A 23,336-nucleotide genomic window follows, 5' to 3' on the forward strand; every position below is an offset into this window, starting at 1 on the left:
CCGCCGGCCCCAGGAAGGAGTTCCCATGCGCAGCAGACTCGTCCTGCACGCCGTCGACTCGCACACCGAGGGCATGCCCACCCGGGTGATCACCGGCGGGATCGGCACGATCCCCGGGGCCACGATGAACGAGCGGCGGTTGTACTTCCGTGAACACCGCGACGACATCAAGCAGTTGCTGATGAACGAACCGCGCGGCCACTCCGCGATGAGCGGCGCGATCCTCCAGCCGCCCAGCCGGGCGGACTGCGACTGGGGCGTGGTCTACATCGAGGTCTCCGGCTATCTGCCGATGTGCGGTCACGGCACGATCGGAGTGGCGACCGTGCTCGTCGAGACGGGCATGGTGGAGGTCGTGGAACCGGTGACCACCATCCGTCTGGACACCCCGGCGGGGCTGGTCGTCGCCGAGGTGGCGGTCGAGGACGGCGCGGCCCGTGCGGTGACGCTGCGCAACGTGCCCTCCTTCGCCGTCGGCCTGGACCGGAAGGCGACGCTGCCCGACGGCCGTACGGTGACCTACGACCTCGCGTACGGCGGGAACTTCTACGCGATCCTGCCGCTGGAGGAGTTCGGGCTGCCCTTCGACCGGGCGCGCAAGGACGACATCCTGCGGGCCGGACTGTCGTTGATGGAGGCGATCAACTCCGAGGCGGAGCCGGTGCATCCGGAGGACCCGTCGATCCACGGCTGTCACCACGTGCACCTCTACGCGCCCGGTGCGACCGCCCGTCACTCGCGGCACGCGATGGCCATCCACCCGGGCTGGTTCGACCGCTCGCCCTGCGGCACGGGGACCAGCGCGCGCATGGCGCAACTGCACGCGCGTGGTGAACTCCCCCTGCACACCGAGTTCGTGAACGAGTCGTTCATCGGCACGCGCTTCACCGGCCGGCTGCTCGGGACGACGGAGGTGGCCGGGCGTCCGGCGGTGCTGCCCAGTTTCACGGGCCGTGCCTGGATCACCGGCACGGCCCAGTATCTGCTGGACCCGGCCGATCCGTTCCCGGCGGGGTTCGTGCTGTGACCGGCCGAGCCTCTGCCGCCTCGGGTGGCGCGCGGCCCGGCACGCCCGAGCTGCCCGTGCTCGGGGGGCGTCGCAGCAGCTACCGCGAGCGGGTCGCCGACGCTCTGCGGGCGGCGCTGATCGCCGGCGAACTGCGGCCCGGCCAGGTGTACTCGGCCCCGACGCTGGCCGCCCGGTTCGGCGTGTCGGCGACGCCCGTGCGGGAGGCGCTGCTCGACCTCGCCAAGGAGGGCCTGGTCGACTCGGTCCCCAACAAGGGATTCCGGGTCACCGACGTCTCCGACCGGCAGCTCGACGAGTACACGCATGTCCGGGCGCTCATCGAGATCCCCACGGTGGCCGCGCTGGCGACGAGCGCCGACCCGGCGTCGCTTCAGGCGCTGCGTCCGGCCGCCCGGGAGATCGTCGCGGCGGCCGCAGCGGGCGACCTCGTCGCCTACGTCGAGGCCGACACCCGTTTCCATCTGGGCCTGCTCGCCCTCGCCGGCAACGCCCACCTGGTGGAGGTGGTCCGCGACCTGCGCGGCCGGGCCCGTCTGTACGGCCTGACCGCGCTCTCCGCGTCGGGCCGCCTGCCGGCCTCGGCGGAGGAACACCTCGAGCTGCTCGACGCGTTGGAGGCCCGCGACGAACGGGCCGTGCGCGAGGTCATGACCCGCCACCTGGGGCATGTCCGGGGCATGTGGGCGTCCGCACAGTCCTGACCGCACCGCGCGGCACACGACTGCCGGACGCAACCGCCCGCCACCGGCGCAGGGCGCGGCCACCGCGCACCGTCCCGGAGTCGCCCCGGCCCCCGCCCCCCGACTCCTGTGATCTTTCTCGCGGGTTGCCGTGGACGGGAGATGGGCAGGGACTGCGCGTGTCCGGTGAAGGCGGAGTCGTTCAAGTGGGGGAAGTCGTGCGTGTGTGTCTCATCGGTGCGGGTCTGTCGGGGCTGGCGACGGCACATGCGCTCAAGTCCGCGGGCATCGAGTTCGTCTGCCTGGAGCAGGCGCCCGACGTCGGCGGCATCTGGCGGCGGCCGCAGGCCGGGGAGCGCGGCCCGGGCTATCTGTCGCTGCACCTCAACACCGCCAAGGATCTGACCGGTTACGCCGGTTTCCCGATGCCCGCCTCCTATCCCACCTACCCCCGGCACAGCGACGTCGCCGCGTACCTGCGTTCCTTCGCCGAGTGGGCCGGCGTCCTGGACCACGTCGAGACGGGGACGACCGTGGAGTCCGTACGGCAGGAGGACGACGGGGCGTGGACCGTCGTCAGTCTCGACGCCGGCGGCACGCGGGCCTCGCGGAAGTTCACCCACGTGGTCGTCGCGTCGGGACACAACTCCGAGCCGTCCCTGCCCGCTCCGGCGCCCGGCTCCGACACGTTCACCGGACGAATCCTGCACGCCCTCGACTACCACGACGGCGCGGAGTACGCGGGCCAGGACGTCGTCGTGGTGGGCCTCGGCGCGTCGGCGGTGGACATCGCCGCGGACCTCTCCCGGCACGCCGCGCGCACCCTGCTCTCCGTGCGCCGGGGACTGCACGTCCTGCCCAAGCAGCTGTTCGGGATGCCGCTGGACGAGATCGCCCGCGCGCCCTGGTGGGCCGCCATGTCGCTGGCCGAGCAGCGGCGCTTCGTGGAGCAGGCGCTGCTCGTCATCCGCGGCCGGCTCGCCGACTACGGCCTGCCCGAGCCCGACCACCCGCTCTTCGCCTCGGCGGTCACCATCTCGGACGAGCTCCTCAGCCGTATCCGCCACGGCGCGATCACGCCCAAGCCCGCGATCGAGCGCTTCGACGGCGACCGGGTGGTCTTCGCCGACGGCTCCTCGGAGCGGGCCGACGCCGTCGTCCACTGCACCGGCTACCGCATGTCCTTCCCGTTCCTGCCGGCCGACTGCCCCGTCGGCCCGCGGGGATCGGTCGAGCTGTACAAGCGGGCCGTGGCCGCCGACCGTCGCGGGCTCTACTTCGTGGGCCTGGTACGTCCGTTGGGCTCCATCACCCGGCTCGTGGAAGCCCAGTCACGGTGGATCGCGCGCCTCGTCACGGGCGACGCCGTCCTCCCGGAACCGGAGGTCATGCACAAGGAGATAGCCACCCACCTCGCAGGCGTCGCCGGCCAGTACGGCCAGACGGAAGGCGCGTCCATCCAGGTCAACGTGGAGCCCTACCTGCGGGAGCTGGGCGAGGTGTGACCTTGGTGGCCTGACAGGTGACACGACGGCAATGTGACGCGGCTCACCGGGAAACGGTGACAGGACGCTGTCGCGGACCGCTGCGACCGTCGGCAGCATGACGATCACAGACGAGGACTGCCTCACCGAGACCTTGGCATTCAACGACCGATTCGAGGCCGCCGCCGCGAACCGACCGGTGCGTGAAGCGGTGCCGGACGCAGCCCTGCTGGCCGGCCTGCGGCGTAACCGGCTCGGTGGCGACACGCCGCCGGTAAGACTGCCGTACGGCCAGGACCGCGTCGTCGAGGGCGGGGTGAGGGTACGGGTCTTCGTGCCGGACCGCACCGACGGCGTGTACCTGCACATCCATGGAGGCGGCTGGGCGTTCGGCTCCGCGGACGGGCAGGACGAGAGGCTGTGGCTGCTCGCCGAGCGGGCACGGCTGGCCGTGGTGAGCGTGGACTACCGTCTCGCACCGGAACACCCGTTCCCCGCCGGGCCCGACGACTGCGAAGCGGCCGCCCGATGGCTGGTGCGGCACGCCGCGGCCGAGTTCGGCACCGAACGGCTGCTCATCGGCGGTGAATCGGCCGGTGCCCACCTCAGTGTCGTGACGCTGCTGCGCCTGCGCGACCGCCACGGCATCACCGGCGCGTTCCGGGCGGCCCACCTGCTCTTCGGCCCCTACGACCTGTCGATGACGCCGAGCCAGCGATCGTTCGGCTCCAAGCGGCTGCTGAGCAACACCGACTCGCTGAGGCGGGCCTACGAGCTGTTCACGCCGGGCATGGGGGCGGAGCAGCGCCGGAATCCCGAGGTCTCACCGCTGTTCGCCGACCTTGCCGGCATGCCGCCGGCCCGGATCGTCGTCGGTGGCGAGGACCCCCTGCGGGACGACTCGCTGTTCCTGGCCGGGCGGTGGCAGGCGGCAGGCGCGCCTGTGCGGCTCGGTGTCGTCGCCGGGGCCATGCATGGCTTCACGCTGTTCCCGTTGACCGTCACCGAGCGCGAACTGCGGCGCGAGCGGCACTTCTTGTCCACCGCGGGACGGTAGCGTCGCCGGCATGAACCGCACCGCCCGGCTGTACGCGCTGGTGGAGGAGTTGCGCGCGGCGGCGCCTCGGCCGCTGACGGTCGCGGCGCTGGCCGCGCGATTCGAGGTCAGCACGCGTACGGTGCAGCGCGACCTCCAGGTGCTGATGGAGACCGGTGTCCCGGTACGCACCACACCAGGGCGGGGCGGGGGGTGGTCGATCGACCCGGAGATGACCCTGTCCCCGATCCGCTTCACCGCCGATGAAGCCTCGGCGCTGGCCGTCGCCCTCGCCGCAGCCGACGCCGCCATCCCTTACGCCGGCGCGGCCCGCACAGCAGCCCAGAAGATCGCGGCCTCGATGACCGGCCCCGCCGCGGCGGCGGCACAGGAACTCGCCGCACGGATCGTTGCGTCGTCCTCGCCGACCGACACCACAGTGCGCGCCGCAGTGGAACAAGCCCTCGCCACCGACACCGTGCTACGGCTGTCGTACAAGGACGCGGCAGGGCACGAAAGCGACCGTGCGGTGGAACCGGCCGGACTTCTCACCGCCGGCGGCCGGTGGTACCTCATCGCCTGGTGCCGCACGCGACAGGCCGGCCGGGGCTTCCGGCTGGACCGCATCACAGCGGCGGCCCCGACCACCGAACAGGCTCAGCCCCACGACCTGACCGAACTGCTGCGCGGCTCGGCCGCAGCCGACGCCGTGCAACCCGCCACGCTCGCTTCACTCACGCCCTCGCCTTCGGCGGACCGAAGGCTCCACCCCGGCGAACCTTCACCGTCACGGCACGGCCGGTGGGCCCGGCCGGGGTTCAGGGCGTGATCTACGGCTCCCCTCCGGGCTCTGCGCCGCGGGCGTCAGCCGGTCGCCGTGGCTGCGGTGACGGGGCGGGGGGTGACGGGTGGGCGGACGTCGTACGCCTCCGCGGAGATGTACGTCGTCACGCGCGGGGGGCGGCCCTGCTGGTGGGCCAGCGCCAGGTAGGCGACGAGTCCCACCCCGTCCTGAAGGCGGCGCGAGGTGACGGCGGCCAGGGCCTTCGGCAGCGGGGAGGGGTCCATGCCGTAGGCACGCAGGAGGTCGGTGGCCCGGGAGAGGGACTCGCCGTCGTGCGCCGCGTAGCCCCGGACCGGGACGTGGAGGGTGAAGCCGGTAGGACGCCCGACGCCCGTTTTGGTGAAGGCATGACATGTCAGGACGGGACGGCCGGTGAGCCGTTCCTCTCCGTCGGGGCCGGTCTCGAAGACGTCTAAGGGGTCGCCGCCGAAGACGCTGTCCCCGAGTCCCGCGGCTGTGCGCAGGAACCGCTCGATCTCCGCCGGGCCGGGACCGGCCTCCATCCGGGACAGGCCGGCCGCCCCGGCGACCGAGAGGCGGTCGTGGCGCAGGTAGACCTTGACCCGCGGGCTCTCCCAGTCGCCCAGGTCCAGGGCAAGGAACGGATAGCCGTCGGCCGGGGGCAGCGAGGCGAACGCCTGGCCGTGGCCGAGCCGGTCCAGGGCCTCCCGCACCGTCTCGGCGCAGTGCTCGGCCCCGTTGGCGGCCGGGTTCAGGTACACCTTCAGCATGGGCACGCCGCCGGGGCGCAGCTCCAGGGCGCACCACAGGGCGAGGGCTCCCTGCGGCGCGGGCGGCAGGAAGAGGTCCTCCAGCTCGTCGAGCCGGTCGGTGGAGAAACCCCAGCGGTACGCCATGTCGCGGATGACGTCGAGTCCGACGCGGCCGTTCTGCGCCAGGCCGGGGGCACCGCAGCCGGGTTCGATCAGGACGCGCAGGGCGCAGGCGCCGTCCGGGAGGAAGGAGAGCGAGTACTCGACCGGCGTGTGATCGTCGGAGAGGAAGGTCCGCGAGGGCGGCGGAAGGTGCAGCGGCCGTTCGGCGACCGGGCCCAGCGCTTCGGCGAGTACGGCGGCGTAGGTCTTCGCGTCCACGGGGCTCAGCCCGGCGACGCCGCACAGACGGGCCAGTTGGGCGGAGGTGAGGGAACCGAGCGTCGACGTGGCCGCCCCGCTCAGCCCGTCGAGCGCGGGGGCGGTCACCGTGCCTCCCCGCGGGCGAGGGGGCGGGCATGAAGATACCCGCCGGTCGGGGCGGGTATCTCGCTGTCCTGCGTGTGGAGTTGAGCCCGGCGGGCGGGGGCGGCGACGCGCCCCCAGGTTATGTGGGGCGCGGGCTGGGGCCGTCCGGCGTGGGGTCTGACGGCTTCGGCGTCGAGGCACATGAGGTCCACGACACCTCCTTCTTCTCGTGAGCAACACGGGTTCCGCGTTGCTCACTACCCCCGCCGTTGAAACTTCATGCAGTTGTCGGGAAGGCTGTGGATGTCGTGTGAATCACTTCGTCAGCCAGTTGAGGAACTGGCTCCACATGCCCCCTCGTTCACCCCTGCGGCCGGTGCCCGCCGTGGGCGCCGAGGGCGTCTCGGTGCGGGTCTGCGCGGCCGGCCGGCGCACCGGCTGGACGGGGGTGAACCGCGCGGGCAGAGTGGTCAGACCACGGCTGAACGCTCCCGGACGCCACGTCAGGCTGTCCTCGGGCACGGAGAGTTCGACGTCCGGCAGCTGGTTGAGCAGGTTCTCGATGGCGGCGACGGCGATGTGCCGGGCGGGGTCCTTGGAGGGGCAGGCGTGCGGGCCCGCGCTCCAGGCCAGGTGCGCCCGGTTGCTGCCCGCCTGCCGGGCCGCCGTCAGCGCCGGGCCGGTGTTGGCGGCGGCGAAGCTCACCAGCACCAGGTCTCCCGCCGAGAGTTTCTGGCCGGCGAACTCCATGTCGGCCACCGGGTAGTGGGCCGCGTAGTTCGTCATCGGCGGGTTCTCCCACAGCGTGTCGTCCAGCGCCTCCTCGATCAGTCCGCCCTTGTAGGCGTACCGGTCGTCGGTGAGCAGCCGGTGCAGTGTGTTGCCGATGAGGTTGACGAGAGCCTCGGCGCCCGCGCCGAGCAGCAGTGCCAGCTGGTGCACCATCTCCTCGTCGCTCAGGGCAGACTGATGCTGCATCAGCCATGAGGTGACGTCGTCGCCGGGCTTGGCCCGCTTGAGCGCGATGAGCTCGCCGACCGCCTCGAACAGCACGGCGATCGCCTTCTCGGCGTTGACCCCGTCGAACATGCCGGAGATGCCGAAGAACACCCGGTCGCCGATGTCGGCGGTGCAGCCGAACAGCTCGTTGAACACGAACAGCGGCAGCTGCCGGGCGTAGCCGCCGACCAGGTCGGCCGAACCGCGGGAGCTGAACTGGGAGATGAGGAAGTCGGAGATCCGCTCAGTGGACTGGCTCAACCGGCGCGAGTCGATGCGCGCCATGCTGTCCGTGATCGCCTGACGCAGCCTCAGGTGTTCGGCGCCGTCGCTGAACATGCAGTTCGGCCGGTACGACAGGAGAGGCACCACGGGGCTGTCCGGGGCGATCTTGCCGTCGTTGAAGTCACGCCAGCGGCGGGAGTCCTTGCGGAACGAGGCCGAGTCCTGCAGGAGGTGCAGAGCGGTGGCGTAGTCGGTGACGAGGGTGGCCTCGACGCCGGGGGCGAGCTCGACGGGCGCGGTGGGCCCGTAGTGCCGCAGGTAGGCGTAGTAGGCCTGCGGGTCGGCGGCGAACTCCGGCCCGTGCAGCGGCACTGCGCCGCCGCTGTTGTGCGCCGGGCACCCGGGCGGGGGCGCCGGAGCGGTGGGTCGGTCCATGTGTTGCTCCTAGTGGGCACGGTCCTGCAGATGGCGGACGAGAGTGATCAGCGCTTCGGCCGACGACTGCTCGTCCCGCGCGTCGCAGGTGACGACGGGGGTGTCGTCGAGCAGGTCCAGCGCCTCGCGCAGGGCGTTCTCGTCCCGCAGGGGGCTGCCGTCGAAGTGGTTGACGGCGATGGCGTAGTCGAGGCCGTACTGCTCGATGAGGTCGATCACGGCGAAGGAGTCCGCGAGCCGCTCGGGGTCGACCAGCACCAGCGCGCCGAGCGCGCCCCGGGCCATGTCCTCCCACATCTGCACGAAGCGCTGCTGGCCCGGCGTTCCGAACAGGTAGAGCACGACCCGGTCGCTGATGGTGAGGCGGCCGAAGTCCATGGCGACCGTGGTGGTGGTCTTGCCCTGGACGCCCTTGAGATCGTCCACGGACTCGGCGGCCCGTGTCATCGTCTCCTCGGTGGACAGCGGCTCGATCTCGGAGATCGCGCCGATGAACGTGGTCTTGCCCACCGCGAAGTGGCCGACGACGAGGATCTTCACGGCGGTCTGCGTCGCTCCGCCGCGGACGTACGCCTGCTCATCCAAACTTGGCCCTGAGACCATTCAGCACCTCCTCCAGGATCTCCCGGTCGGCGAGGGGCGCCCGCTGCACGGGCGGGCGGGTCACGAGGTAGCCGCCCTCGGTGAGAGCGGCTAGCAGGATCTTCACCACGCCGAGGGGCAGTTGGGTGTGCCCCGCGATCTCGGCGACCGAGAGGTAGCCGGCGGAGCACAGGTCGAGCAGCTTCTGCTCCTCCGGGGACAGCCGGGTGGGCCGCTGCCGGTGGTCGGCGGTGGCCGTGACCAGGGTGATGAGGGAGAGCTTCTCCTCGTCCGGCAGTCCGCGTCCTTTGGTGATGACGTACGGACGCACTAACTCCGGCGTCTGCGGCTCCAGTTCACCGAAACCGGTCATGAGCGCACGCCGAGGTTCTCGCGCGGCGGCGTCGTCAGGGCCTTGCCGAGCTGGCCGACGAGCTGCTGCATCCGGAAGGTGATGTCCGCCATGTCGACGTCCGGGGAGGCCGAGACGCCGAGGTAGGCACCCTCGCCGGCGGAGATGAGGAAGACCCAGCCTCCGTCGAACTCGACCAGGGTCTGCCGCCACCTCTGGGTGGTGTCCTCGCAGAAGAAGGCGAGGGAGCGGCTGAGCGACTGCACGCCGCTCATCGCGGCGGCGACCCGGTCCGCGTCGTCCTTGCCGAAGTCCTGCGTCCGGGCCATCAGCAGCCCGTCGGCGGAGATCAGGACGGCGTGCAGGGCCCCGGGAATCTCCAGGGCGCTGTCAAGCATCCATGACAGATCGTCGTTCACGAGAACTCATGCCCTTCGTTTCTCGTACCGCGTGTGCTGCTCGACTGTTCCGCGTTGTCCGCAGGGGTGGCCCGCCGGCCCGACTGGGTGCCGCGCTGGAACGCGCCCATGATCGCCGCCGTCTCCGCGCCCGAACGGGCGGTGGAGGGGGCGTTCGACGCGCTGCCGGGGACGATGGCCATCGGCCTCTTGCGGCGCCGCTTGGGCAGTCCGTCCGCGGTGGTGCCGGTCGCGGTCTGTACGGGTTCCGGCCCGCCGAGGGTGGGGGCGGGGGCGGGGGCCGCGGCGACGACCGGGGCCGGCTCCTTCTGCTCGGGCGCGCTGGTGAGCAGGTCGTGCGGCAGGAGGAGGACCGCCCGTACGCCGCCGTAGGGCGAGGAGGAGTCGACCGACACCTCGAAGCCGAAGCGTTCGGCGAGGACGCCGATCACCGCGAATCCGAACTGGGGCGGGTTGCCGAGCCCCGAGACGCCGGAGACGCGTTCGCTCGACAGGAGTTTCTCCGCGCGGGCCCGCTCCTCGTCGTTCATTCCGACACCTGCGTCGTCCACGACGATGCAGATCCCCTTGGGGACGGTACGGATATTGATTTCGACGACGGTGTCCGGGCTGGAATAGCTGGTGGCGTTGTCGAGCATTTCGGCGAGGGCCAGCGCCACCGGTTCGACGGCGCGGCTCGTGATGCCGAAATCGACCTGCGAAAGGATTTCCACCCGCCGGTAGTGGCGGATCCTGCCCTGCGCGCTGCGGACCACGTCGTACACCGAGGCCACGTCGCGCTGGCGGCCGAGCCACCCGTCGCAGAGCACCGCGATGGACTGGGCCCGGCGACCGAACTGGGAGTTGGTGTGGTCGATCTCCAGGAGGTCCTGGAGGATGACCGACTCGCCGTATTTGTTCTGCAGCCGGGAAACGATCAACTGCTGTTCCGCGGCGAGGCCCTGAAGGGTCCGCATCGCGGACTTCAGGACGGTTTTCGTTGCCTCTTCGGCTCTGTCCTGGGCTGCCTCGACGGATTTCGCGTACCCGTTCTCCAGCTCGGTGTGCTGAGCCCTGAGATCTGCGAACTCCTGCCTTAACGTGCGCGCGGCCCTCCGCTGGCGAACAAGGAGGGCGAGTGCGACGATCACGGCGACGAGGAGAGCCCAGAATACCGGGTTCTGTATGTAATCAGTCATAAGACTCTCTTCAGGCGACTGACGGCCAGTGCTGAATTCCCGTCAACGCGGGTGGACCGGCGGACCGCCCGCAGCGGGGTCAACGCCCGGACTGTCCCCGTAGTCGAGGATGTCGTCTTCCACCCATCCGCCCGCTCTACAAGCGCCGTGATCGTATCACCACAGGATGCGATCAACGACCGCCAACATACGGGCCTTTGACGCTCATTGACGGTCTGTCAGACAGCTCGCCGACAGCTTCGCGACAGGCCGCGCCACCCGGAAGCGATAAACGGGGTTCCGCGGCATGACGGGGCCTCGCGACGCGACGGCGTTCTGAGGCATAACAGCGATCTGCCGCATAACGACGTTCTGCGGCATTCGAGGGCATCGGCGACGGAGAGGGTCGGGCATACGACAAAACCCGCACCGGATGCACCGGATGCGGGTTTGTGATGAGTGTCCGAGGGGGGACTTGAACCCCCACGCCCGATAAAGGGCACTAGCACCTCAAGCTAGCGCGTCTGCCATTCCGCCACCCGGACAAGGTGTCTGCCGCCCGTGCGGGTGCTCCCCGCGGCGACGAGGACAACCATACCAAGCTTTGGGAGTGCGTTTCACCTGCGTATTCACCGCCCCGGCGGCCCGCCCCGGCGAGGGCCGCTCAGGGGCAGCGGACGACCTGTCCCGCGTACGACAGGTTCCCGCCGAAGCCGAACAGCAGGACCGGGTCGCCGGTGGAGATCACGCCCTGCTCGACCAGCTTGGAGAAGGCGAGCGGGATGCTCGCGGCGGAGGTGTTCCCGGAGTCGGTCACATCGCGCGCGACCACCGCGTTGACGGCGCCGATCTTCTGCGCGAGGGGTTCGATGATCCGCAGGTTCGCCTGGTGCAGGACGACGGCGGCGAGGTCCTCCGGGGTGAGCCCCGCACGCTCGCACGCCTGCCGGGCGAGCGGCGGCAGCCGGGTCGTCGCCCAGCGGTACACGCTCTGCCCCTCCTGCGCGAACCGGGCCGGCTGCCCCTCGATGCGCACCGCGTGCCCCATCTCGGGCACCGAGCCCCACAGCACCGGCGCGATGCCCGGCTCCTCGGACGCCTCGACGACGGCGGCCCCCGCGCCGTCGCCGACGAGGACGCAGGTGGTGCGGTCGTTCCAGTCGGTCACCTCGGACATCTTGTCGGCCCCGATCACCAGGGCGCGGCGCGCGGCCCCGGCCCGGACGGTGTGGTCGGCGGTGGCCAGCGCGTGGGTGAAGCCGGCGCACACCACGTTGACGTCGATCGCCGCCGGGCCCGGGATGCCGAGCCGGGCGGCGACCCGGGCGGCCATGTTGGGCGAGCGGTCGACGGCCGTGGAGGTGGCGACCAGCACGAGGTCGATGTCGGCGGGGGTGAGCCCGGCCGTCGCGAGGGCCTTGGCGGCGGCGTGCGCGGCCAGTTCGTCCACGGGCTCGTCGGGCCCTGCGATGTGACGCGTGCGGATGCCCACCCGGCTCGTGATCCACTCGTCACTGGTGTCGACCATGCCCGCCAGCTCCTCGTTGGTGAGCACCTTGGCGGGCTGGTGGTGGCCGACGGCGGTGATGCGCGAGCCGTTCATGAGCGGGTCCCCCTCGTTGCCTTGGGTAGCGGGATCCACCAGTCTGGTGAGTGACTCGCGGGTACGAGGACACGACAAGCGACAGGAAACACGAGCCGGGCTTGTCGGCTTCCCTCTAACGTCCGGCAGGCCGGGCCGTCCGTCCCCGGCCGGCGAGCGACGGGCGCTGCGAGCGGTGAGCCAGGGGCCGCGAGACGCCCTCGGCGTGCAGGACAATGAGATCGTCAAGGTCACGTACAGAACCGGGGCTGATCACGACATGGGACGTGTCACCGAACGACGCAAGGTGCTCCGCATACGGGACGGGGCGCTCTCCACCCGGCCGGACACGCTCGTCGCGGAGGAGCCGCTGGAGATCCGGCTCGACGGGCGGCCGCTCGCCATCACCATGCGCACGCCCGGCGACGACTTCGCGCTGGCCGCCGGCTTCCTGGTCAGCGAGGGCGTCCTGGCCGCGGCGTCCGATCTGCTGAACATCGTGTACTGCGCCGGGGCGACGGCGGACGGGACGAACACGTACAACGTGGTGGACGTGAGGACCGCGCCGCACGTGGTCGTCCCCGACATCACCCTGGAGCGCAACGTCTACACCACCTCCTCCTGCGGCCTGTGCGGCAAGGCGAGCCTGGACGCGGTGCGTACGACGGCCCGCTGGCCCATCGCCGACACGCCGCCGCTGCGGGTGGAGCCGGAGCTGCTGTCGGCCCTGCCCGACCGGCTGCGCGCGGCCCAGCGGGTCTTCGACCGGACCGGGGGGCTGCACGCGGCGGCGCTGTTCTCCGAGGACGGGGAGCTGCTGGACGTGCGGGAGGACGTCGGGCGGCACAACGCCGTCGACAAGCTGGTGGGCCGCGCCCTGCGGGACGGCGCGCTGCCGCTGTCCCGCACGATTCTGCTGGTCTCGGGCCGGGCGTCGTTCGAGCTGGCCCAGAAGGCCGTGATGGCGGGCGTCCCGGTGCTCGCGGCGGTCTCGGCGCCGTCCTCGCTGGCGGTGGACCTCGCGGCGGAGACCGGGCTGACGCTGGTGGGCTTCCTGCGGGGCTCCTCCATGAACGTGTACGCGGGCGAGGACCGCATCGCCCTGCGGAGCGAGGCCGCCCAGGGCTGAGCGGCCTCGGCGGGTCCCCGCGCCCTCGTCATCCCGTCCCGAACGTCACCTGCCCTGCCGAGGTCACCGTGCCCAGCCGGGGGAAGTCGAGCCGTACCGACGCCTCGTGCTCGGGCTCGGTGAGGGCGGACATGGCGTCCTCGACGAAGACGAGGTCGTAGCCGAGGTCGCTCGCGGCGCGGGCCGTGGACTCCACGCCGAGGTTGGTGGCGATGCCGCCGAACACCAGCGTGGTGACTCCGCGCCGGCGCAGCCGGTCGTCCAGGCCCGTGGCGTGGAAGCCGCCGAGGGTCCCCTTGACGACCTCGATGTCGCCCTCGCGCGCCAGCCCCTGGGCCAGCGAACTGCCGGGCGGCTGCTCGGCGACGCCGGGCCGTTCGACGCGGACGAGGACGACGGCGGCCCCGGCCGCACGGAACCTGCCCGCCAGCTCCTCGGCGGTGGCGAGCACGTCGGCGCCCTTGCGGGGCGCCAGGGGCAGCGCGAGGATCCGGTCCATCAGGTCGACGAGGACGAGGGCGGTGCGCGCGGGGTCGAGCACGAGGGGTGCGGTCATGACGGAACGCTATCCGCCGTCAGCCGTCCGTACCGGAAATCCCGGTCAACGGCTGTGTGAACTGGTCGCGTTCGGGTTCCGGCTGTGGGTCGCGGGCCCGGCGTTTGGCGATCACCGCGCAGACCATGAGCTGCATCTGGTGGAAGAGCATCAGCGGCAGCACGGCCAGTGAGGCGTGCGCCCCGAACAGCACGCTCGCCATGGGCAGCCCCGAGGCGAGGGACTTCTTGGACCCGGCGAACTGGATCACGATCCGGTCCGCGCGGCCGAACCGCAGAGCCTTCGCGCCGTACCAGGTCAGCGCGAGCATCACGGCGAGCAGCACGGCCTCGACGGCCACCAGAGCGCCCAGCCGGCCCACGCCGATCCGGGTCCAGACGCCCTGGACCATGCCCTCGCTGAACGCGGTGTAGACGACGAGCAGGATGGAGCCCCGGTCGACGTACCCGAGGATCTTCTTGTGCCGGGTGACGAAACCCCCGATCCAGCGCCGCAGCAGCTGCCCCGCGGCGAAGGGCACGAGCAGTTTCAGCACGATCTCGACGAGCGAGTCCGCCGAGAAGCCGCCGCCGGTGCCTCCGAGCAGCGCGGCGGCCAGCAGCGGGGTGACGACGATGCCGGCGAGCGAGGAGAAGGACCCCGCGCAGATCGCGGCGGGGACGTTGCCTCGGGCGATGGAGGTGAAGGCGATCGACGACTGGACCGTCGACGGGACGAGGGTGAGGAAGAGCAGGCCCTGGTGGAGCGGGTCGGTCAGGACCACCGGGACCAGTCCGCGGGTGGCCAGGCCCAGCACCGGGAACACGACGAACGTGCAGGCCAGCACGGTGACGTGCAGTCGCCAGTGCTTCAGGCCGTCCAGTGCCTCGCGGGTGGACAGCCGGGCGCCGTACAGGAAGAAGAGGAAGGCGATCGCGGCCGTTGAGGCGCCGGAGGCCACGTCGGCGGCCGTCCCGCGCGCCGGGAGGAGCGCGGCGAGGCCCACGGTCCCCAGCAGCAGGAGGATGTACGGATCGATCGGCAGACGGCTCGGCAGTCGGCTCGGCCGGCGCAGGCGTTTCACGGTGCTCCACATGCTCTTCTGGCTCTGCTCGGTTCTTCGTTCACTTCGGCGAGGGCCACGGTCGGCCCTGACCATCGTGCCCTCCGCCGCCGTGATCGGGAATCCTTCATACCGCTCTGACTGTCATCGCCATTCGTGATGACGGCCCCGTGCCGGGGGTACCGTGACGGGTAGGTACGACCCCTCTCACCTGCGCACCTTCCTCGCGGTCGCCCAGACGCTGAGCTTCACCCAGGCCGCTCGCCGGCTGGGGCTGCGCCAGTCCACCGTGAGCCAGCACGTGCGCAGGCTGGAGGACGCGGCCGGGCGGACGCTGTTCTCCCGGGACACGCACTCCGTGGAGCTGACCGAGGACGGCGAGGCGATGCTCGGCTTCGCCCGCCGGATCCTGGAGGTGCACGAGCAGGCGACGGCGTTCTTCACCGGCATCCGGCTGCGCGGCCGGCTCCGCTTCGGCGCCTCCGAGGACTTCGTGCTGACGCGGCTGCCCGAGATCCTGGAGGGCTTCCGCCACGACCACCCGGAGGTCGACCTGGAGCTCACGGTGGAGCTGTCCGGCACGCTCCACGAGCAGCTGGCCGCCGGGAAACTGGATCTGGTGCTGGCCAAGCGGCGCCCCGAGGACGGCCGGGGCGAGCTGGTCCACCACGACGAGCTGGTGTGGATCGGCGCCGAGCGGCTGCGGCTGGACCCCGACCGCCCGGTCCCGCTCATCGTCTACCCGCCGCCCGGCATCACCCGGGCGCTCGCCCTGGAGGCGCTGGAGCGACAGGGGCGGGCGTGGCGGATCGCGTGCACGAGCGGCAGCCTCAACGGGCTGATCGCGGCGGCCCTGGCCGGGCTGGGCGTGATGGCGCACTCACGGGGCCTGATCCCGCCCGGGCTGGTCCGCGTCCCCGAGCGGTCGGGGCTGCCGGAGCTGGGCCGGGTGGACTTCGTCCTGGTGCACGGCCGCCGCCGCCCGTCCGCGCAGGGCGCGGCGGACGCCTTGGCGACGGCGATCCTCGCGGCCGGCGACCGGCTGCGCCGCCGCACCTGAGACGGGAGTCGCAGGGGCCGTACGGGAGCCGCCCGGGGAGTCGGACGGCGTGACCGGAACGGGAAGATTCGGTGGAGGTTACGGCACCGAAACTTACTCGGACGTCAGCTTCCTGTCCGACCCTTCCCCATGTGGGCCCTTTTTCCGGCGCTGACCGGCGCAGACGAGAGCATCGCTCGCTTTTCCACCCCCTCCCGCACCCGTCGGGGGTGGGGTAGCTTTCACGGCGCTGTGGGGCATTGAGAAGCGGGGTGCGGGATTTGCGCGAGTTCTCCAACCCTCCCTTGGCGCTGGCGCCGCCGGTGGGCGGACTGGCCGACGTCGTCTTCCAGCACGCCCAGGAAGACCCGCAGCACATCGCGCTCGGCCGCAAGGACGAACGGGGCGAGTGGCGGGACGTCACCTCCGCCGAGTTCCGCGACGAGGTCCTCGCGCTCGCCAAGGGCCTGCTCTCCCAGGGCGTCCGCTTCGGCGACCGCGTCGCGATCATGTCGCGCACCCGGTACGAGTGGACCCTCTTCGACTTCGCCCTGTGGACCATCGGCGCCCAGGTGGTGCCGGTCTATCCGACGTCCTCCGCCGAACAGTGCTTCTGGATGCTGTACGACGCGGAGGTCACGGCCGCCGTCGTGGAGCACGAGGACCACGCGATGACGATCGCCACCGTCATCGACCGCCTCCCCGCACTGCGCAGACTCTGGCAGCTCGACTCCGGCTGTGTGCAGGAGCTGTACGAGGCGGGCGCAGGACTGGACGACGACGTGGTGCACCGGCACCGGGAGGCGGTCACGCCCGACTCGGTCGCCACGATCATCTACACCTCCGGCACCACCGGCCGCCCCAAGGGCTGTGTCATCTCCCACGGCAACTTCATGTTCGAGGCGGACACGGTCATCGAGCGCTGGGAGCCGGTGTTCCATTCCCGCCGGGGCGACGAGGCGGCCACCCTGCTGTTCCTGCCGCTCGCGCACGTCTTCGGGCGGATGGTGGAGATCGCCGCGATCCGCGGCCGGGTCCGCTTCGGCCACCAGCCGCAGCTGCACGCCGCCGCCCTGCTGCCCGACCTCGCCGCCTTCAAGCCGACCTTCTTCCTGGCCGTGCCGTACATCTTCGAGAAGGTCTTCAACGCGGCCCGCCGCAAGGCGGAGCGGGAGGGGAAGGCCGGGCCGTTCGAGAAGGCGGTCGGGGTGGCCGTGCAGTACGCGGAGGCCGTGGAGGCCAAGGCGTGGGGCACCGGGCCGGGACCGTCGGCGGGTCTGCGCGTGCAGCACCAGTTGTTCGACAAGCTCGTCTACTCCAAGGTGCGCGCCGCGATGGGCGGCCGGGTCCGGCACGCCATGTCGGGTGGCTCGGCGATGGACCGCAGGCTGGGGCTGTTCTTCGCCGGCGCGGGCGTGCAGATCTACGAGGGCTACGGCCTGACCGAGTCGACGGCGGCAGCGACCGCCAACCCGCCCGGACGCACCCGGTACGGCACCGTCGGCCAGGCCATCCCCGGCATGACCGTGCACCTCGCGGACGACGGGGAGATCTGGCTGCGCGGCGGGAACGTCTTCCAGGGGTACCTGAACAATCCCAAGGCCACCGACGAGACGCTGCACGACGGCTGGCTGGCCACCGGCGACCTGGGCTCCCTCGACGAGGACGGCTACCTCACCATCACCGGCCGCAAGAAGGAGATCCTCGTCACTTCCGGCGGCAAGAGCGTTTCCCCAGGGCTGCTGGAGGAACGTGTTCGGGACCATCCGCTGGTGAACCAGTGCATCGTCGTCGGCAACGACCGGCCGTTCGTCGCCGCTCTGGTCACCCTCGATCAGGAGGCCGTCGAACACTGGCTGCAGATGCGGGCCAAGCCGCAGCTGGCCCCGGCCGACCTGGTGCGCGACGCGGACCTGGAGGCGGAGGTGCGCCGGGCCGTCGTCGCCGCCAACACGCTGGTGTCGCAGGCGGAGTCCATCCGCACCTTCCGCATCCTCGCCCAGCCGTTCACCGAGGAACACGGTCTGCTGACGCCGTCGCTGAAACTGAAGCGCAAGGCCATCGAAAACACGTACGCCGACGAGGTCGACGCGCTGTACCGCACCTGAGACCCGCCGGAGCGGATTCGGCAGTCAGGAATGCATCACGCCTCGTGATCGTTGACGATGGGAGAAACTTTTGACGGACAACCGAAGGATCAAGGGCTCGTGAGCAGCAAGGTATCCCCGATCACCCTGAACAACGGCGTCGAGATGCCCCAGCTGGGCTTCGGCGTCTGGCAGGTGCCGGACGACGAGGCCACCCGGGCGGTCAGCACCGCGCTGGAGGCCGGGTACCGCAGCATCGACACAGCGGCGATCTACGGCAACGAGGAGGGCACCGGCAAGGCGATCGCCGACTCCGGCCTGCCCCGCGAGGACATCTTCGTCACCACCAAGCTCTGGAACAGCGACCAGGGGTACGACGCGACGCTCCGCGCGTTCGACGCCTCCCTGACCAAGCTGGGTCTGGACTACGTCGACCTGTACCTGATCCACTGGCCGCTGCCGGCCAAGGACACCTACGTCGACACGTACAAGGCGTTCGAGAAGCTGCTCGCGGACGGCCGCGCGCGGGCGATCGGCGTCTCCAACTTCCTGCCCGAGCACCTGGAGCGGCTGATCGAGCAGACGTCGGTCGTCCCGGCGGTCAACCAGATCGAGCTGCACCCGCACCTGCAGCAGCAGGCCTCGCGCGACTTCCACGCGAAGCGGGGCATCGCCACCGAGGCCTGGTCCCCGCTCGGCCAGGGCAAGGGCCTGCTGGAGGTCCCGGCGATCGTCGCCATCGCACGGAAGCACGAGCGCACCCCGGCCCAGGTCGTGCTGCGCTGGCACCTCCAGCTCGGCAACGTCGTGATCCCGAAGTCCGTGACGCCCTCGCGCGTCAAGGAGAACATCGAGGTCTTCGACTTCAGCCTCGACGACGAGGACCTGGCCGCGATCAGCGCCCTCAACGAGGACCGGCGCATCGGCCCGGACCCGGCCACGTTCGACGTGGTCTGAGACCGGCCGCCGGCGCACAGCCCGTCGGCACATGAACCACCGCCGTGGCCGGCCCGGGAGCATCCGGGCCGGCCACCGGCGCGTCCGGGCAGGCGCTACCCGGGCTTGACCGCCGTGTGGACGGTGTGGGCCGCCAGGAGGAACACGTCCGGTCGCTGGTGCACGCCCGCCGGGTCGCGCGGGTCGAGGAGCCGGTCCAGCGCGGCCCGGTCGTCGGGGGCGAGAACCTCGTCGGAGGCGTCGCGCCAGCGCTCGAAGTGCGTGACGGCGTAGGCGCGGACCCGTTCGGAGGCGGGGGCGGGCAGGTCGAGCAGGAAGCTGCGGCTGCGGGCGTCCTTCAGGCCCGCCCCGCCGAGCAGCGCCGGCCAGTCCTCGGCCTCCCCCACGGTGCCGGGCAGGTCGGCCCGCATCCGGGCGAACCACTCCTCCTGCACGGCGTCGAGCCGCGCCTCCAGACCGGGGCGGCCGAAGCCGAGGTCACGGGGAAGGAACCGGGACGGCAGCCCGCCCTCCATGATCGCCAGCATGCCGCCCGGTGCCAGCCGCTGAGCGAACGCGGCGAGCGCGGCCCGCTGGTCGCCGATGTGGTGCAGACTGCGGCCGGCCCAGATCAGATCGGCCGGATAGTCCAATTCGTCGAGGACGCCGGGGAGTTCACCGGCGACGGTGTCGAACCGGTCGCCGTGTCCGAGGCCTTCGGCACGCGCCCGGGCCCGCTGGAGGAGCGGCGCTGAACCGTCGACGGCCAGGACGCGCGCGCCGGGGAAGGTCTCGGCGAACAGGCAGGAGATCACCCCGGGGCCGCTGCCCACGTCGACGATCAGTCCCGGCTCGGTCACCTCCCCGCCCAGCCAGGACAGCGCCCGCTCGTACAGGGGCGTGAACAACTCGGCCTGGGCCTCCAGATGGGGGGCCATCTCCGCCCAGTCGATCTCGGTGCCGCGCCCCGGGCCGGCCGGCCCGTGCCGGTGCTCGTGGGGGCGGTGGTGGTCGTGCTGCTGGTGCGCCATGGTGGTCAGCCTCTCGTCCGCTGTGCCGACAGCGTGCGCCGACGCACCGGCAGAAGGCCACCTCTGTTGCCGTTACGGCAAAAACGCGGGGTACGGAACACAGGCACGCCCGGCCGTCCCCGGAGAGGGAACGGCCGGACGCGAGCTGCGCTCGGGCGGCTACGGCAGCGGCGGGTACGCGTTCTGCATCAGCTGCTGGAACTGGGCCGAGAACCACTTCCCGGACAGCGGGGCGTTGGGCAGAGCGCCCGACATGTTGTTGTTGTTGCGCGGGTTGCCCTTGTACGTCGGGTCGCACATCCGGTCGAAGCCCTTGCCCTCGTCGTTCGGGATGAGCGAGCTCGACCCGTCGGACTCACCCGGCGGCTTCATCCAGACGTAGGCGTCGATCCCGGCGGCCGGGGACGCCTTCGGGCGCTCACCGAGGCCGGCGCCGGCCTGGTTGCACCAGTTGCCGGTGTTGAAACGGCGGTCGTAGCGGCCGCCGTCGACGTAGGCGTCGACGGTTGTCGTCGGTCCCGGTCCGGCGGGCCGGGCGGAACCGCCCCAGCCGTTGCGGGAGGTGTCGATCAGCATGCCGATGCCGGAGTTGAAGCCCGCCGTCACCAGCTGGTTGCGGAACGCCTGGGCGAAGGACAGCTCGTCCACGTAGCGGTTCCAGTCGACCCACTTGGACTCGCGGACCGACTTGCCGCCCGCGTTGTCGTTGACGGTGAAGTTGTTCTCCTTCAGTGCGCTGTAGTTGGCCGTGTTGGTGATGAAGCCGTGGACGTCGTTGACCGTGGCGCCCTCGGTGGTCGCGGCCTCCTTCATGAGGGCCGCGCTGGGTGCGAAGTTGTCGTCCCAGCCGATCCAGCCGTGGTGGCCGGCGTCGATGTAGTTGTAGACGTTGGGCACGTCGCCGAGCTTGTTCAGGGCGTAGCCGACGCCCTTCTGGTAGTTGCCGTTGGCCTTCATCACGTCGCACTGCGGGGTGGCCGTGACCCGGCTCCCGGTGTTGGTGACGAGGTTGGGCAGCGAGTCGATCTCGATGGTGGTGACGATCCGCAGCGAGGCGTACTTGGGGTCGGCGAGGATCGTCTTGATCGGGTCGATGTACTGCGTCTTGTACTTGTCGATCTCCGTCGGGCCGAGCTCGCCGTTGGAGGCGAGGGCCGCGCAGTCGCGTCCGGGCAGGTTGTAGACGACCAGCTGGACGACGAGCTGGCCGCTGCCCTTCTGGCGCAGCGCCTCGTCGAGGTGGGCGCGCAGGCCCATCTTGCCGCCTGCGCCGTTGATCGCGGCGATGCGGTCGAGCCAGACGCCGGTGGGCTGGTTGGAGATGCGGCTGCCGCCCGGTTCGGCGGCGGCGTTGGCGGCCCATTCGGGGTTCACGTACACCTTGGCGCCGGTGTAGGGGTTGTCGACCCTGCCGGGGGTTCCGGGGTCGGTGGGGCCCGGGTCGGTCGGGCCCGGGTCGGTGGGGCCGCCGCCGTCGACGTTGCAGGTGACACCGTCCAGGGTGAACGTGGCGGGGACGGCGTTGCTGCCGCTGTAGGCGCCCTGGAAGCCGAAGCTGACCGAAGCGCCGGTTCCCAGCGAGCCGTTGTAGGTCTCGTTGGCGGCGGTGACCGCGGCGCCGGACTGGGTGACCTTCGCGTTCCAGCCGTTGGTGACCCTCTGGTTCCCGGCGTACGACCACTTCACCGCCCAACTCGACTTGGCGGCCGAGTTGTTGGTGACGGTGACGTTGGCGGTGAAGCCGCTTCCCCAGTCGTTCTGCACCTTGTAGTCGACGGTGCAGGGGGCGGCGGCGAGGCCCGAGTCGCCGGGGACGACCGCGAGCGCCGTCCCGGAGGCTCCGGCGACCAGTGCCAGCGCGGCGAGTATCGCTGTTCTGCTACGGCTCATGAGTGCGGGTTTCCTTCTCTCGTTCCGGGGGTGTGGGGTGGTGGTGCGGGTCATCCGTTCAGGGCGCGCAGGTGATCGCGCAGCCCGACGCCGAAAGCGGTGGGCGTCCCGTTGTAGTCGCTGATCAGAGCGGGTCCCGTGGAGCAGGCCCAGGCGTTCCAGGTCCAGCCGAGGTAGGACAGCCGGTGTTCGTCGAACCACCGCATGACCTGGTCGACGAACCCGTGCGAGCAGGTGTTCTCGCCGATCTCCCCGGCGACGAGCGGCACCCGGTCGGCGACGGGAGCCAGCGTGGAGTTCCAGCAGGCCTCGGTCACACAGGAGTTGAAGTTGTACACATGCCAGGCGGCGGCGAGGTTGCCCGTCGGGTCGGTGGGCCGGTACGTCAGCCACTGGGAGAGGTCGTTGGACCAGGCGAGTCCGCCCGCGAGGATCACGTTCCGGGCGCCGGTGGACCGCACGGCGTCGACGAGGTCCTGCATGCCGGCGACCTCGTAGCCGATGCCGGGGCAGGTTCCGCCGTCCCGCCAGCACTGCCACGCCTGGGCGGCCGTGGAGGTGGCGCGGTCCGGGTAGGGCTCGTTGAACAGGTCGAACACGACCGCCGGGTCGTTCTTGAAGGTGTCGGCGACCGACGTCCAGAACGCCGGCGTGTAGCGCATGTCCGGCATCGGTTTCTGGCAGCCGGCGTGGACGTCGGTGCAGCCGGCCCCATCGCCGGTGTACTGGCCCCAGGTCCAGTGCAGTTCGACCATCGGGGTCATGCCGTGCGCCTCGACTCGGGCCACCAGCGCCTTGACCGCGTTGATGTAGTTCGAACCTCCGTAGGCGGGTTGGATGTTGGACAGGCCGAGCCAGCACTCCTCGTTCAGCGGGATGCGGACGGTGTTGGCCCTCCAGTCCGCGATCGCCTTGATCGCGGCGTCGTCGACGGGACCGTCGAAGATGCCGCGGCCCTGGACGCACATGAACTCGCCGCCGCTGCGGTTGACGCCGAGCAGCCGGCGGGCAGCTCCGCTCGCGTCCACGAACCGGTTGCCGAGGACGCGCAGTGCGGGCGGCCGGTCACCGCCTCCCGGTGGGGTGGTCGGGGACGATGTCGGGGTGGGTGTGGGCGTAGGACCGCCGTCGACGTTGCAGGTCGTGCCGTTCAGCCGGAAGGTCACCGGTACGGCGTTGGCTCCCGCCTTGGAGGCGATGAACCCGGCGGTGACGCTCGCGCCGGCGCCGAGCGCACCGTTGTAGCTCTCGTTCGCCGCGGTGACGGTCGCGCCGGACTGGGACCACTTGGCGTTCCAGCCCTGGGTGACCTTCTGCCCGTTCGCGAAGTCGAAGCTCAGGCTCCAACCGTTCACCGCCGCCGCGTTGTTGGTGACTTTCACGGACGCCTGGAAGCCGGCGTCCCACTGTCCGGTGACCGAGTACTCCACCGTGCAGGCGGGCGCGGCTCCCTGTGCCGTCACGACCGGCAGCAGGGCGCCCGCGACGAGGGCGACCGTGCCGGCGACGGCTAAAAGTACTGAACGCGGGGGGTGTCGCATGAGCGACTCCTCACAGCTCAGGCGCGTCGTGACGGACGCGTCGACTGATGGAATCGCTCCCACTGGTGTCACCGAAGCT

General features: G+C 71.1%; 22 protein-coding genes and 1 tRNA gene. 10 read left to right on the forward strand and 13 right to left on the reverse strand.

All coding sequences use genetic code 11. The features are described from left to right. Positions 1-25 precede the first annotated feature (25 nt). From ACIRS4_RS05275 to ACIRS4_RS05295, 5 genes are all read left to right on the forward strand, one after another. Positions 26-1,027, forward strand: a complete 1,002-nt coding sequence (locus ACIRS4_RS05275; RefSeq protein ID WP_404190273.1) for a proline racemase family protein — start codon at positions 26-28, stop codon at positions 1,025-1,027. Continuing rightward, positions 1,024-1,731 (forward strand): GntR family transcriptional regulator, encoded by a 708-nt coding sequence (locus ACIRS4_RS05280; protein ID WP_404190275.1) that lies wholly within the window; start codon positions 1,024-1,026, stop codon positions 1,729-1,731. Before ACIRS4_RS05275 ends, ACIRS4_RS05280 begins: the two co-directional genes overlap by 4 nt. Positions 1,732-1,928: 197 nt before the next feature. Then, complete coding sequence (locus ACIRS4_RS05285; protein ID WP_404190278.1) at positions 1,929-3,215, forward strand: flavin-containing monooxygenase; 1,287 nt, start codon at positions 1,929-1,931, stop codon at positions 3,213-3,215. A 97-nt stretch (positions 3,216-3,312) separates the two neighbouring features. Beyond that, entirely contained in the window at positions 3,313-4,251 is a 939-nt protein-coding gene (locus ACIRS4_RS05290; RefSeq protein ID WP_404190280.1) for an alpha/beta hydrolase, read from the forward strand. A 10-nt stretch (positions 4,252-4,261) separates the two neighbouring features. Beyond that, entirely contained in the window at positions 4,262-5,059 is a 798-nt protein-coding gene (locus tag ACIRS4_RS05295) for a helix-turn-helix transcriptional regulator (RefSeq protein WP_404190283.1), read from the forward strand. A 35-nt stretch (positions 5,060-5,094) separates the two neighbouring features. Here the strand turns inward: ACIRS4_RS05295 and ACIRS4_RS05300 are convergent, their stop codons facing one another. Beyond that, entirely contained in the window at positions 5,095-6,276 is a 1,182-nt protein-coding gene (locus tag ACIRS4_RS05300) for a tryptophan dimethylallyltransferase family protein (RefSeq protein ID WP_404190285.1), read from the reverse strand. A gap of 29 nt (positions 6,277-6,305) precedes the next feature. Here ACIRS4_RS05300 and ACIRS4_RS05305 point away from each other — a divergent pair, with 29 nt between their 5' ends. Further along, the gene (locus ACIRS4_RS05305) at positions 6,306-6,488 is read left to right on the forward strand and encodes a hypothetical protein (protein ID WP_404190287.1); all 183 of its coding nucleotides are present in this window, start codon (positions 6,306-6,308) and stop codon (positions 6,486-6,488) included. Between the two features lie 82 nt (positions 6,489-6,570). Here the strand turns inward: ACIRS4_RS05305 and ACIRS4_RS05310 are convergent, their stop codons facing one another. The 7 genes from ACIRS4_RS05310 to ACIRS4_RS05340 all read right to left on the reverse strand — a co-directional run bounded on the left by ACIRS4_RS05310 (position 6,571) and on the right by ACIRS4_RS05340 (position 12,027). Then, positions 6,571-7,914, reverse strand: coding sequence for a cytochrome P450 (locus ACIRS4_RS05310; RefSeq protein ID WP_404190289.1), 1,344 nt, complete (start codon positions 7,912-7,914; stop codon positions 6,571-6,573). Between the two features lie 9 nt (positions 7,915-7,923). Continuing rightward, complete coding sequence (locus ACIRS4_RS05315) at positions 7,924-8,517, reverse strand: ATP/GTP-binding protein (protein ID WP_130437729.1); 594 nt, start codon at positions 8,515-8,517, stop codon at positions 7,924-7,926. Continuing rightward, positions 8,492-8,869: a DUF742 domain-containing protein gene (locus ACIRS4_RS05320; protein WP_130437730.1), complete on the reverse strand. Its 378-nt coding sequence runs from the start codon at positions 8,867-8,869 to the stop codon at positions 8,492-8,494. The genes ACIRS4_RS05315 and ACIRS4_RS05320 overlap by 26 nt, the downstream gene beginning before the upstream one ends. Then, positions 8,866-9,267: a roadblock/LC7 domain-containing protein gene (locus tag ACIRS4_RS05325; RefSeq protein WP_358800196.1), complete on the reverse strand. Its 402-nt coding sequence runs from the start codon at positions 9,265-9,267 to the stop codon at positions 8,866-8,868. Before ACIRS4_RS05325 ends, ACIRS4_RS05320 begins: the two co-directional genes overlap by 4 nt. Further along, a complete protein-coding gene (locus ACIRS4_RS05330; protein WP_404190294.1) occupies positions 9,264-10,445 on the reverse strand; it encodes an ATP-binding protein in 1,182 nt (393 codons plus the stop codon). Before ACIRS4_RS05330 ends, ACIRS4_RS05325 begins: the two co-directional genes overlap by 4 nt. Positions 10,446-10,884: 439 nt before the next feature. Further along, positions 10,885-10,969 (reverse strand) — tRNA-Leu (locus tag ACIRS4_RS05335). A 119-nt stretch (positions 10,970-11,088) separates the two neighbouring features. Further along, positions 11,089-12,027 (reverse strand): beta-ketoacyl-ACP synthase III, encoded by a 939-nt coding sequence (locus ACIRS4_RS05340; protein WP_404190297.1) that lies wholly within the window; start codon positions 12,025-12,027, stop codon positions 11,089-11,091. Between the two features lie 259 nt (positions 12,028-12,286). Between ACIRS4_RS05340 and fdhD the strand changes: the two genes are divergently transcribed. Beyond that, entirely contained in the window at positions 12,287-13,135 is an 849-nt protein-coding gene (gene fdhD, locus ACIRS4_RS05345; RefSeq protein ID WP_404190300.1) for a formate dehydrogenase accessory sulfurtransferase FdhD, read from the forward strand. Between the two features lie 28 nt (positions 13,136-13,163). Here fdhD and ACIRS4_RS05350 read toward each other — a convergent pair whose 3' ends face one another. After that, entirely contained in the window at positions 13,164-13,691 is a 528-nt protein-coding gene (locus ACIRS4_RS05350) for an isochorismatase family protein (protein WP_404190303.1), read from the reverse strand. 19 nt (positions 13,692-13,710) lie between these two features. Then, on the reverse strand, positions 13,711-14,766 hold the full coding sequence (locus tag ACIRS4_RS05355) for a bile acid:sodium symporter family protein (protein ID WP_404190306.1): 1,056 nt from the start codon (positions 14,764-14,766) through the stop codon (positions 13,711-13,713). A gap of 151 nt (positions 14,767-14,917) precedes the next feature. On the opposite strand from ACIRS4_RS05355, the gene ACIRS4_RS05360 reads away from it, so the two are divergent. The 3 genes from ACIRS4_RS05360 (at position 14,918) to ACIRS4_RS05370 (ending at position 18,816) form a co-directional block, all read left to right on the forward strand. Next, positions 14,918-15,793 (forward strand): LysR substrate-binding domain-containing protein, encoded by an 876-nt coding sequence (locus ACIRS4_RS05360; protein ID WP_404190308.1) that lies wholly within the window; start codon positions 14,918-14,920, stop codon positions 15,791-15,793. A 260-nt stretch (positions 15,794-16,053) separates the two neighbouring features. Next, a complete protein-coding gene (locus tag ACIRS4_RS05365) occupies positions 16,054-17,880 on the forward strand; it encodes an AMP-dependent synthetase/ligase (protein WP_404191044.1) in 1,827 nt (608 codons plus the stop codon). A gap of 99 nt (positions 17,881-17,979) precedes the next feature. Next, positions 17,980-18,816 (forward strand): aldo/keto reductase, encoded by an 837-nt coding sequence (locus ACIRS4_RS05370; RefSeq protein ID WP_404190311.1) that lies wholly within the window; start codon positions 17,980-17,982, stop codon positions 18,814-18,816. A gap of 95 nt (positions 18,817-18,911) precedes the next feature. Here ACIRS4_RS05370 and ACIRS4_RS05375 read toward each other — a convergent pair whose 3' ends face one another. The 3 genes from ACIRS4_RS05375 to ACIRS4_RS05385 form a co-directional block, all read right to left on the reverse strand. Then, positions 18,912-19,826, reverse strand: coding sequence for a class I SAM-dependent methyltransferase (locus ACIRS4_RS05375; RefSeq protein ID WP_404190314.1), 915 nt, complete (start codon positions 19,824-19,826; stop codon positions 18,912-18,914). A gap of 159 nt (positions 19,827-19,985) precedes the next feature. Continuing rightward, positions 19,986-21,716: a glycoside hydrolase family 6 protein gene (locus tag ACIRS4_RS05380; RefSeq protein WP_404190317.1), complete on the reverse strand. Its 1,731-nt coding sequence runs from the start codon at positions 21,714-21,716 to the stop codon at positions 19,986-19,988. 50 nt (positions 21,717-21,766) lie between these two features. Further along, positions 21,767-23,257, reverse strand: coding sequence for a cellulase family glycosylhydrolase (locus tag ACIRS4_RS05385; RefSeq protein ID WP_404190320.1), 1,491 nt, complete (start codon positions 23,255-23,257; stop codon positions 21,767-21,769). Positions 23,258-23,336: the final 79 nt, after the last annotated feature.

Source organism: Streptomyces sp. NPDC101166 (assembly GCF_044768125.1).
In the GTDB taxonomy this organism is placed as follows: Bacteria; Actinomycetota; Actinomycetes; order Streptomycetales; family Streptomycetaceae; genus Streptomyces.